Origin of the sequence: Natrinema halophilum (genome assembly GCF_013402815.2) — an archaeon.
Taxonomy (GTDB): domain Archaea; phylum Halobacteriota; class Halobacteria; order Halobacteriales; family Natrialbaceae; genus Natrinema; species Natrinema halophilum.
On sequence record NZ_CP058601.1, the window covers coordinates 3504854 to 3516086 of the forward strand.

Consider the following 11233-nt stretch of genomic DNA (forward strand, 5'->3'; position numbering starts at 1 on the left):
CGAGTAAAGCGACTTTTCGAACGTCGCGGTCAGTTCGGTGTCGGCGACGATCCCGATGACCCGAACAGTTTCGTCGCCGCCGTTAGCGCCGCTGTGGGACCTTGTTCACGATACTACCGCTGCTATCGCGCGTTCTCGAGTCCTTCGAGCGCGTCCGGGTTCTCGATGCTGCTCATGTCGCCTAACTCCTCGCCGACGTACGTCCCCTGGATGGCCCGACGGATGATCTTACCCGACTGCGTTTTGGGGAATTCGTCCACGTAGAGCACCTCTCGTGGGCGGAACGGTTTGCCGAGTTCCTCGCCGACCTGTGAACGCAGTTCCTCACGGAGGTCGTCCGTCTCGTCGACACCGTCCTCGAGGATGACGTAGGCGACGACTGCGGTGCCGGTGGTATCGTCGGGCGCGCCGATGGCTGCAGCCTGGTTGACCGCGTCGTGGTCGATGAGTGCCCCTTCGACTTCGGCGGGGCCGACCTTGCGGCCGGCGACGTTGAGCGTGTCGTCGGCGCGACCGTGGAGGAACCAGAACCCGTCGTCGTCCTTCTGGGCCCAGTCGCCGTGGTTCCACATGTCATCGAAGGTTGACCAGTACTCGTTCAGGTAGCGCTCGTCGCCCGACCACAGCGACTTCGTCATCGACGGACAGGAATCCCTCGCGACGAGGTAGCCGCGCTCGTTGTTCTCTTCGATTGAATTCCCTTCGCGATCGACGATGTCGATATTCATTCCGAGTCCCGGACCACCGAGCGTACAGGGTTTCAGCGGCTGGGTCGGCATCGGCATCAGGAAGCATCCGCAGATTTCGGTTCCGCCGGAGATGTTGATGATCGGCGCGTCGCCGCCGCCGACGTTCTCGTAGAACCACTCCCAGGATTCGGGGTCCCAGGGTTCGCCCGTCGAACCCAGGACGCGAAGCGACGAGAGGTCGTGGCCGGCGAGCCAGTCGTCACCGTGTTTCCGGAGCGCGCGTATCGCGGTCGGCGAGATACCAAACTGGGTGAGTTTGTGGCGGTCGATCATCTCCCAGAACCGATCCGGTTCCGGGTGGTCGGGTGCGCCTTCGTACATGAAAACGGTGCCGCCGAGGGTATGGGTGCCGATCAGCGTCCACGGCCCCATCATCCAGCCGATGTCCGACACCCAGAAGAACCGATCGGCGGGCTTGAGGTCCATTCCGAAGTAAACCTCTTTCGCACACTGCAGTTGGGCGCCAGCGTGGGTATGGACGATACCCTTGGGCTGTCCGGTCGTCCCCGACGAATAGAGGAGCATCGACTCCTGATCCGAGTCGAGCGATTTCGTATCGTATTCGTCGCCTCGCGTTTCGACGGCGTCGCTCCACCACTCGTCGCGGTCGTCGTTCCAGGGAATCTCGTGCTCGCTGGTCTTCGCACTCGAGCCCAACCGATCGAAAACGATCGTATGCTCGACGTGTCCCGCCTCCGCGATAGCGTCGTCAGCGGCGGATTTGAGGAAGACGGGATTGCCGCGACGGTAGAAGCCGTCGCCGGTGAACAGCACGGTCGGTTCGGCGTCGGCGATCCGGGTCGCGGCAGCGTCCACGCCGAAGCCCGAAAAGATCGGGACGGCGATCGCGCCGATCTTGAAACACCCGTACAGGATCGAGACGACTTCGGGAACCATCGGCATGTAGAGCCCGACCGTGTCGCCCGTTTCGATGCCGCGTTCCTCGAGTGCGTTTGCCACCTGATTCGACTGCCGGTGGAGTTCGTGGTACGTTACCTCCCAGACGTCACCATCTTCTCCCTCCCAGATAGTTGCGACCTTGTTTCGCCGCTCTTCGCCGACGGTGGCGTGGCGATCGACGACGTTGTGGGCGACGTTGAGTTTTCCACCGGGGTACCAGTCGGAAAACTGCGGACCTTCGCTGTCGTCTCGTACCTCGTCGTACCCTTCGTAGAATTCGACTCCGAGGTAGTCGACGAGTTCGTCCCAGAACCAGTCGACGCCGCTTTCGGGTTCGTCCTCGATTTCCGTCGTCGTTCGTTCGATTAGTTCGTCGTAGTCGTCGATTCCGTACTCCTGCATGAAATCGAAGACGTTCGTCGACTCGACGAACTCCCGACTGGGCTCGTGTGCGATCTCGTCGATATCCTCGAGACGTGGACCCGTGTTCCCAGACATTGTCACTCGTAGGTTAGCGTCATGCCACCATCAAACAACAGGTCGCCGCCGTCGAGGTGCTGGCCGAGATCGGAAAAGCCCAGCAAGAAGAGGTTGGCGACGTCGATCGGTTCCATCATCTCCTTGACGCGGGACTGACCGAGCATGACGTCTTCGATCACCTCGTCGACGCTGATCCCGCGCTGTTCGGCCGTGTCCTCGAGCTGGGCCGTCACCAGCGGCGTCTTTACGTACCCGGTGCTGATCGAAAATGCCCGAATCGACCCATCTCCCTCGGCGGCGATCGATTGTGTGAGACCGCGGAGGCCGAACTTGGAGACGTTGTACGCGACCTTGTCGCTGGTAACGTAGTGCCCGTGAACCGACGCCATGTTCCCGACACAGCCCTCTCCGTCTTCGGTCTCGTGAAAGTGAGGGATGCACAGTTTCGAGAGGTAAAGTGGCGCTCGAAGCATGAGCCGATGCATGCGGTCGTACGTTTCCATCGGGAACTCGTCGATCGGATCGATGTGTTGCATCCCCGCGACGTTCGCGAGGTACTTGACGTCGCCCAGATTCGCAGCATCCTCGACGACTTGCTCGAGGTCGTCATCGTCGGTCAGATCACCCGGAACCGACTCGATCGACCCCTCGAGATCGAGTTCCTCACCGCGCTCGACGGTTCCCACGAGTCCGTCCTCGTCGACGTCCGTGGCGGCGACGGTCAATCCGTTACCGGCGGCGGCCAGCGCCGTCGCTCGGCCGATACCCGAGGCACCGCCCGTAACGACACAGACGTTCCGGTCGGTAAACGACTCGTCGGGGAACATGTAGATATCGTCGCGCGCCACCGTCGGTGGCGTGACCTGGTTCTGGGACATGAGTCGGTACGGTATCCGTCTCCGTGGATCACGATAAAAGTGGGAGACGATCGTTCGCCAGTCGTGAGACACTCTGCGACGTGAATAGTCACGAATCGATTCTGGCGCACCGACGCCAGCACCGTCGAGCTCGAGCGAGCAGGTCTCTGCGGGGCCTCTACCGCTCCGTCACAAGATGTAACATCAATTATGAACGTCTGACGTACGTTTATATGCCCGGACGGGCCCCTAGTTGGTATGTCGAACAACCGCGTCGAGACACTCGAATCGACGGTTGCGGAACTCGAGTCGACGGTAGAGGGGCTGACGGACGAGCTAATCGAGGCAAAAGAGCGGATTCGCGTTCTCGAGGCCGAACTCGATGCCGACACGCCGACGCGCGTCCCCGATCGACGGAGCGAGGGAGCAGAGATGGAGTCCGAGGAAACACCGGAAGCCGAACCCGACGACGTGGCGGAAGCGACGGCAGACGCCGAGGGCACGGAACGGGCCGCGGGCGACGAAGCGGAAGACTCAGGTAGCGACGACATTATTGTTGCATAACTGCAGACCGCGTCGGAGTCGAGACCGCTGATGGGGTGTCCGACTCTGCGGCGACAGGGCACGGCGAAACGGAGGGCTTGTAACGAGAATGTATATCAAGGCGCTCGTTCTGGACAATTTCAAGAGCTTCGGTCGGAAAACCAGGATTCCGTTCTACGAGGACTTTACGGTCGTCACTGGTCCGAACGGGTCCGGCAAGTCGAACATCATCGACGCCGTTCTGTTCGCGCTCGGACTGGCCAGGACCCGGGGAATCCGCGCCGAGAAACTGACCGACCTCATCTACAACCCCGGCCACGAAGACGGCGATGCCTCCGGCGGCCCCCGCGAGGCAGTCGTCGAGGTCATCCTCGACAACACGGACGGGGCACTCGAGCGCTCGCAGGTCGTCAACGCGGCCGGGAGCGAGGACGTCGGCGACGTCGACGAGATCCGAATCCGTCGGCGCGTGAAAGAAACTGAGGACAACTACTACTCGTATTACTACCTCAACGACCGGTCGGTCAATCTCTCCGACATTCAGGATTTACTGGCACAGGCCGGCGTCACCCCGGAAGGGTACAACGTCGTCATGCAGGGCGACGTCACCGAAATCATCAATATGACTCCCCATTCCCGGCGGGAGATCATCGACGAGATCGCGGGCGTTGCGGAGTTCGATGCGAAGAAAGAAGACGCCTTCGCGGAACTCGAGACGGTCCAGGAGCGAATCGACGAGGCCGAACTTCGAATCGAGGAAAAACGCGATCGGCTCGACCAACTTGCCGACGAACGCCGACAAGCAATTCGGTATCGCCGGCTCCGCCGCGAGAAAGAGGAGTACGAGGGATATAAGAAGGCCAGCGAACTCGAGGACAAACGCACCGAACTCGAATCGGTCGAATCGACGGTCGACGACCTCGCGGACGAACTGCGCGAACTCCAGCGCGAACTCGACGAACGCGAAGGGAAGGTCGTCCGGCTACAGGAAGACCTCGAGGACTTAAACGCCGAGATCGAGCGCAAAGGCGAGGACGAACAGCTCCGGATCAAAAGCGAGATCGAGGAGATCAAAGGCGACATTTCGCGACTCGAGGACAAGATCGAAGCCAGCCAGGAGGCGATCGAAGAGGCCGAGTCCAACCGGCGCGAGGCGTTCGTCCAGATCGACCGCAAACAGGAGACGATCGACGACCTCGAAGCGGAGATGCGCGATCACAAACTCGAGAAGGCCTCGATCAAGACCGAGATACAGGAACGCGAGGCCGAACGAGACGACCTCGAGGCGGAGATCGAAGCGGTCGACACCGAGTTCGACGAACTGAAAGCCGAATTAAGCGAGCGAAAGGACGAACTGGAGACGGAAAAGACCGAGAAGAACGACCTCCAGCGCGAGCAAGACCGACTGCTCGACGAGGCCCGACGGCGTTCGAACGCCATCAGCGAGAAAGAGGAGACGATCGAGGACAAACGCGAGTCGATTCCCGAAATCGAAAGCCAGCGGGGTGACCTCGAGCGGGAACTCGAGAAAGCAACGCGCAATCGCACGAACATCGCGGAGGTCGTCGACGACCTGAAAGACGAAAAGCGCCGCCTCCAGTCGGACGTCGACGACCTCGACGACAAAATTCAGGCCAAACAGCAGGAGTACGCCGAACTCGAGGCCAACGCGGGCGAGAGTGGCGATTCCTCGTTCGGCCGCGCGGTGACGACGATCCTGAATTCGGGGATCGACGGCGTTCACGGTGCAGTCGCCCAGCTCGGGAACGTCCCCGGCGAGTATGCGGTCGCCTGCGAGACGGCTGCCGGCGGCCGTCTCGCGAACGTGGTCGTCGACGACGACGTCATCGGCCAACAGTGTATCGAACACCTCAAATCCCGCAATGCCGGTCGCGCGACCTTCCTGCCGCTTACGGACATGAGCCAGCGTCGGCTCCCGAACGCGCCTACCGATCCGGGAATCGTCGATTTCGCGTACAACCTCGTCGACTTTGATTCCCAGTACGCCGGCGTCTTCTCCTACGTGCTCGGAGACACGCTGGTCGTCGAGGACATCGAGACCGCCCGCTCGTACATGGGCGACTACCGGATGGTGACGCTGGACGGCGACCTCGTCGAAAAGAGCGGCGCGATGACCGGCGGTTCGGGCAGCGGCTCGCGGTACTCCTTTACCGGCGGCGGCGAAGGTCAACTCGAGCGCGTCGCGAAACAGATCACCGACCTGCAGGAGGAACGCGAATCGCTCCGCGAGGAGCTTCGGGGCGTCGAGGAGCGTCTCGACGATGCCCGCGATCGCAAGAGCGACGCGGCCGACGAGGTACGTTCCATCGAGTCCGAACTCGAGACGCTCGACGACCGACGGGAGACGATCGAATCCGATATCGAGGACCTGGAAGCCGACCTCGAGGAACTGCGGGCGGAACGCGAGTCCGTCGACGAACGGATGAACGAAATCGCAGACGAGATCGAGGCGAAAACCGCGACGGTCGACGCGATCGAAGCCGATATCGACGAACTCGAGACCGAACTTGCGGACTCGAAGATTCCCGAGCTGACCGAACAGATCGAGGAACTCGATGCGGAGATTGACGAGCGCGAGCGTCGAATTCAGGACCACGACAACACGCTCAACGAACTGAGCCTCGAGAAAGAGTACGCCGAAGAGGCCATCGAGGACCTCCACGACGATATCGAAACTGCCCAGAACCGCAAAGCCGAACACGAAGAGCGGATTGCGGAGCACGAACAGCAGATCGACGGGAAACGGGAGGCACTCGAGGAAAAGCGCGAGGCCGTCGCGGATCTGGAAGACGAACTCGCCGAGTTGAAAGACGAACGAAGCGATCTCAAGGAAGAATTGGCCACCGCTCGAACCAACCGCGACCAGCAACAGGATCGGGTCAACGCCGTCGAGAGCAAACTCGAGAACGCTCGCGAGCGCGCGAACAGCCTGGAATGGGAGATCGAGTCCCTGGAATCACAGGTTGGCGACTACGACCCCGAAGACGTACCTGACCACGACACCGTCATCGAAATGATCGACCTCCTGGGCGCGGATATGGAAGCGATGGAACCGGTGAACATGCTCGCGATCGACGAGTACGACGAGGTTCGGACGGATCTCGAGAACATCGAAGAGGGGAAGGCGACGCTGGTCGAGGAAGCGGAGGGAATCCGCGAACGCATCGAGCAGTACGAGACCCAGAAAAAGCAGACGTTCATGGATTCGTACGATGCGATCGCCGCCCATTTCACCGAAATCTTCGAGAAGCTCTCGGAGGGGACCGGAACGTTGCATCTCGAGAACGAGGCCGACCCGTTCGACGGCGGACTGACGATGAAAGCCCAGCCGGGCGATAAGCCGATCCAGCGGCTGGACGCGATGTCCGGCGGGGAAAAGTCGCTGACCGCACTCGCGTTCATCTTCGCGATTCAGCGGCACAACCCGGCGCCGTTCTACGCGCTCGACGAGGTCGACGCCTTCCTCGACGCCGTCAACGCAGAGCGGATCGGGGAGATGGTCGACGAGCTCTCGGAGAAGGCCCAGTTCGTCGTCGTCTCCCACCGAACGGCGATGCTCGATCGCTCCGAGCGGGCGATCGGCGTCACGATGCAACAGGACAACGTGAGCGCGGTGACCGGGATCGACCTGAGTAGCGGGGAGGTGCCGGCTGATGACTAGCGAGGGTACAGAGGAGCCGGAGACGACGAATGTGCCCTCGACTACTGCGAGCAGCGAGTCGCGGCGCGACTCGGAACAGGCGAGCAGGGAGTCGCAAAACGATCCGGGGGACGACGAAATTCCGCTTACCATCGTCGGTCACGAGGACCGCGAGCGGCCGGGCGACTCGAGTCCGGACGCGGGTTCGGCGTCGGTTGCGGGCGCGAACGGTGACGGGACAGGCGAACCCGAGGACCGAGCGGGCGAGTCGGTGCTCGAATTCACGGACGTGGAGACGCCCGAAGCCGCGGACGACGGTGTTGAGGACGAGGACGAAGACGATGTCGAGCCCGTCGAACTACTCGTACAGCTCGCGAAAGACGGCGAAATCGATCCGTGGGACATCGACATCGTGGCGGTGACTGACAAATTCCTCGAGGCGCTCGACGACGTCGATCTGCGAACGTCGGGTCGGGCGCTGTTCTACGCGAGCGTTCTCCTGCGGATGAAAAGCGACGAGTTGTTCGCTACCGACGAACCCGAAGACGAGGAACTCCCGCCGTGGGAGGCCCCCTTCGCCGACGACGGGGCGATGGCCGCCGAAGACGGTGACAGCCGGGAGTATCCGCCGGGGTTCGACCCGGTCGAGAACCTCGAGGAAGAGATGGAGCGCCGCCTCGAGCGTAAACACGCTCGCGGGAAACCGGAGACGCTGGACGAACTCGTTCGCGAACTCCGGACGGCCGAACGCGACACCTGGTGGAAGGAATCGCGCAGTTACGACACGAGCGATTCGCCCAGGGGATACGACCGCGGTGTCCAGGAGCTGAACTACCACTCCGGCGACGACTTCCGGGTCGACGACGAACCGACCAGCGACGACGTCACCCACACGACCCACGAAGAGGACATCGAGGCGGTTATCGACGACGTCGAAGCCGAACTCGAACGCCACTACGAAGGGGGCCGAGACGAGGTGTTGTACGCCGAGATCGCCGAGATCGGCGGCACGCGCGTGATGACGTACCTCGCACTGCTCTTTCTGGCCCACCGCGGTCGGGTCACGCTCGAACAGGACGAACTGTTCGGAGACCTCTGGGTCACGGAAGTGACGGTGGAGTCGAAAGCGAACGAAGCGATCGCGGATTGATTCGGTATCCCGTGCCGTTCGCTCGATTTGGGACTGGCACCGGCGCGATTCGCAGTCACGACGACGAGGGCTGAGGAAGCCGAAGGGTAAGCAGGATCGTCACGGCCAGTATCCCGGCTAACAACAGATATCCTTCGTCGAAGTAGCCGCGGTCTGCGAGTCCGCCAAAGAAAACCGGCCCAACCGCACCGCAGGTTGCTGATATGGTTCGAATCACGCCAAGGCCAGTCCCTTGGATATCTTCGGCAATCGCATCGGAGAGAAACGATTGCGTGATTGCGCCCGAACCGAGCATCGTACTTACGAGCGCAGTGGCCCCGACGAGAAGCCAGAATCCCTCGATAACTGGAAGCAGTCCGAGTCCGATAACGGGACCGATGAGCACGAGCAGAAGTGCGCTACGTGTCCCAATCCGGTCGTAGGCCGCACCGGCCAGCGGTTTGACGAGGACTCCACAGGCGAAGAAGGAACTGAATAGCAGCCCTGCCGTCGCCGACGACATGCCTTTTACTTCGACCAGGTACGTGGGGTAGAGGCCGGTAAACGATTGCCACGTTATGATATACAGGAAAAGAATGAACGTTACGAACGCCAGATTTGACTGCCGCAACTCACCGATTACGTAGCGGGCACGTTCCGGCGAGAGTGTGTCTCCTCCGCTTTCCGTCGGTGTCTGGACAGGAAGAACGACCCAGAGCGAAATGCCGACGATAACGAGCAGCGGGATCATGAAGCCGAGACCCGCTTGCCAGAAAACACCAGCAGCAAGCGCCGCGGCAATCGGCGGAAAGATCGTCTGTCCGAGATCGCCCATTGCCATCGTAACGCCGAGGGCACTACCAATTCGGTCCGGGTAGATGTCCGAAATGATCGTAATCCGGGCGATCGGATACAGTGACTGGCCGAATCCGATAAACCCCGTCATGACAAACAGAACGATTGGTGACGAAGCGGCCACGACACAGCCGATTGCAACGGCAACGACGAACGCACCCACAGTCATGATCAGTCGCTCGCTGTATCGGTCCGCGAGAACGCCGCCAGGCAACTGTCCCAGTGCTGCCCCGAGCCAGAGGATCGTGACGAGAAATCCCGCAACGGTGAGGCTGAGATCGAACGATGTGCGGAGATGCGGGATAAGAACCGGATAGATCATTCGCGTCCCGAGTAATACCCCCCAGCCACTCGCGATCGTGGCGAGCAACGGCCCCCTGCCTTCTCCCCACAATTCGTCTACTTCCGCCCCGATCGATGAGATGATTTCCATTCAGGAACTCGGTATACCCGAGTCCCCAATCCGGAATAACAGTTTATATATTCCTGTCGACTACATTTGAACTGAATGCTCACAAGCGTTTCGCCCGCACCGGCGAAATGTGGGGGCGATGTCCAGGCCGGACGACGCCCTCTTTCGTATCCGCGTCGAAACGTTCGCGGTGATCCGGAAATTGCTACCGGTCGCCCTGCTCGCGGGCGCGTTGGTCGGTCCGCTGTTGATCGCTGAACCGACTACCGGGAAATGGCTTTCAGCGCTGCTTTTCTTGGTGGTCCTCGTCGGCCTCCACCTCGCGAGCCGCCTGCCGCTATATCCGGCCCACACGTTCGGGATCGAGTATCGATTCGAGGAGGTTCCACTCGAGGGCGAACGACGCCGTTGCGTTCGTTGCGCCACGCTCGTTGCATCAGGTGTACGTCGACAGTATGCGCGCCAGCTCGTCGTACTCGGCGTTCCGATCCACACCCTCGAGTGGGAGCAACGACTTCTGTGGCGACTGCATCGCACTCGATGAGCAGGCGGATCCGACCACCGATTCGACTCCGGAGTCGGCGAGATCGTCGCCAGCCGATTCCGGATCGCGGTCGCCAGTATCGTCCGATACTCCGCCCGCGGGCCGCGAATCTGGACACGCCGATCGCGCCCGGCGAGTCGATCAGCACGACGAGACGACGGCGCTCGAACTCAAACGCGCTTTCGAGTAGCGGGCTCGCATCGGTGCCGGTCAGCAGCGCAGTTCAGTCCAGATAGTCGCCGACCAGCAAGTCGACGCGCTCGCGTGTCTCTTTGGGAATTGCCTCAGTTGGGGTGTTGATCGTCCCCTCGAGTGCGCTCCAGGCCTCGCTGTGGAAGTCATCAGGCATCGTTCGGATGGCGCGTTCGATGACGGCGTTGATCGCGTCCTCGTTGGCTGCCGCGTTCTCGAGGACTTCCTCGAGGCTCACTTCGCTGTCGTCCTTCCAGACGTCGTAGTCGGTGACGCCCGCGACGGTAGCGTAGCTCAGTTCTGCCTCGCGGGCGAGTTTGGCTTCCGGTATGGCGGTCATCCCGACGATATCCCAGCCCTGGGAGCGGTAGAACTCGCTTTCGGCCTTCGTCGAGAATTGCGGGCCCTCGATACAGACGTACGTGCCGCCCGCTTCCGTCCTCGTCTCGCCATTGGTCGCCTCTTCGGCCGCCGTCGCGAGGTGGGAGGCCATCTCTGGGCAGTAGGGTTCGGCAAAGCCCATGTGGACGACCAGTCCGTCGCCGAAGAACGTGGGCGAACGGTGTTTGGTTCGATCGAAGATCTGGTCGGGGACGACCAGCGTACGGGGCGGCAACTCCTCGCGCAGGCTCCCGACCGCGTTCGTGGCGATCACCCGGTCGACGCCGACCGCTTTGAGCGCGTATATGTTCGCCCGATAGGATGCATCGGTCGGCGGATGTTGGTGCTGTTTCCCGTGACGGGGGAGGAACGCGACCGTTCGCCCGTGAAGTTCGCCGAGCGTCACCCGTCCGCTCGGCTCACCGTAGGGCGTCGAAATCTCTTCAGTGCGGGTATTCTCGAGTGAGAGTGCATCGTAGATGCCGCTTCCGCCGATAACGCCGATCGTCATGGCAGAACGTGGGCGGACC

At 61.6% G+C, this 11233-nt stretch carries 8 protein-coding genes; 4 read left to right on the forward strand and 4 right to left on the reverse strand.

Going from position 1 to position 11233, the window contains the following annotated elements; translation table 11 throughout:
- Positions 1 to 122 precede the first annotated feature (122 nt).
- Positions 123 to 2147 (reverse strand): AMP-binding protein, encoded by a 2025-nt coding sequence (locus HYG82_RS37660; protein WP_179262798.1) that lies wholly within the window; start codon positions 2145 to 2147, stop codon positions 123 to 125.
- Positions 2148 to 2149: 2 nt separating this feature from the next.
- A complete protein-coding gene (locus tag HYG82_RS37665; protein ID WP_179262800.1) occupies positions 2150 to 3007 on the reverse strand; it encodes an SDR family NAD(P)-dependent oxidoreductase in 858 nt (285 codons plus the stop codon).
- 237 nt (positions 3008 to 3244) lie between these two features.
- Between HYG82_RS37665 and HYG82_RS37670 the strand changes: the two genes are divergently transcribed.
- The 3 genes from HYG82_RS37670 (at position 3245) to HYG82_RS37680 (ending at position 8340) form a co-directional block, all read left to right on the forward strand.
- The gene (locus HYG82_RS37670) at positions 3245 to 3550 is read left to right on the forward strand and encodes a DUF7518 family protein (RefSeq protein ID WP_179262802.1); all 306 of its coding nucleotides are present in this window, start codon (positions 3245 to 3247) and stop codon (positions 3548 to 3550) included.
- Between the two features lie 88 nt (positions 3551 to 3638).
- Complete coding sequence (gene smc / locus HYG82_RS37675) at positions 3639 to 7211, forward strand: chromosome segregation protein SMC (protein WP_179262803.1); 3573 nt, start codon at positions 3639 to 3641, stop codon at positions 7209 to 7211.
- Positions 7204 to 8340 carry a segregation and condensation protein A gene (locus HYG82_RS37680; RefSeq protein ID WP_179262805.1) on the forward strand — a complete coding sequence of 379 codons (1137 nt, stop codon included), beginning with the start codon at positions 7204 to 7206 and terminating at the stop codon, positions 8338 to 8340. The genes smc and HYG82_RS37680 overlap by 8 nt, the downstream gene beginning before the upstream one ends.
- A gap of 55 nt (positions 8341 to 8395) precedes the next feature.
- Here the strand turns inward: HYG82_RS37680 and HYG82_RS37685 are convergent, their stop codons facing one another.
- Entirely contained in the window at positions 8396 to 9607 is a 1212-nt protein-coding gene (locus HYG82_RS37685) for an MFS transporter (RefSeq protein WP_179262807.1), read from the reverse strand.
- Positions 9608 to 9725: 118 nt separating this feature from the next.
- On the opposite strand from HYG82_RS37685, the gene HYG82_RS37690 reads away from it, so the two are divergent.
- Positions 9726 to 10130, forward strand: a complete 405-nt coding sequence (locus tag HYG82_RS37690) for a DUF8108 domain-containing protein (RefSeq protein WP_179262809.1) — start codon at positions 9726 to 9728, stop codon at positions 10128 to 10130.
- 223 nt (positions 10131 to 10353) lie between these two features.
- Here the strand turns inward: HYG82_RS37690 and mtnP are convergent, their stop codons facing one another.
- Positions 10354 to 11214 (reverse strand): S-methyl-5'-thioadenosine phosphorylase, encoded by an 861-nt coding sequence (gene mtnP, locus HYG82_RS37695; RefSeq protein WP_179262811.1) that lies wholly within the window; start codon positions 11212 to 11214, stop codon positions 10354 to 10356.
- Between the last annotated feature and the right edge of the window lie 19 nt (positions 11215 to 11233).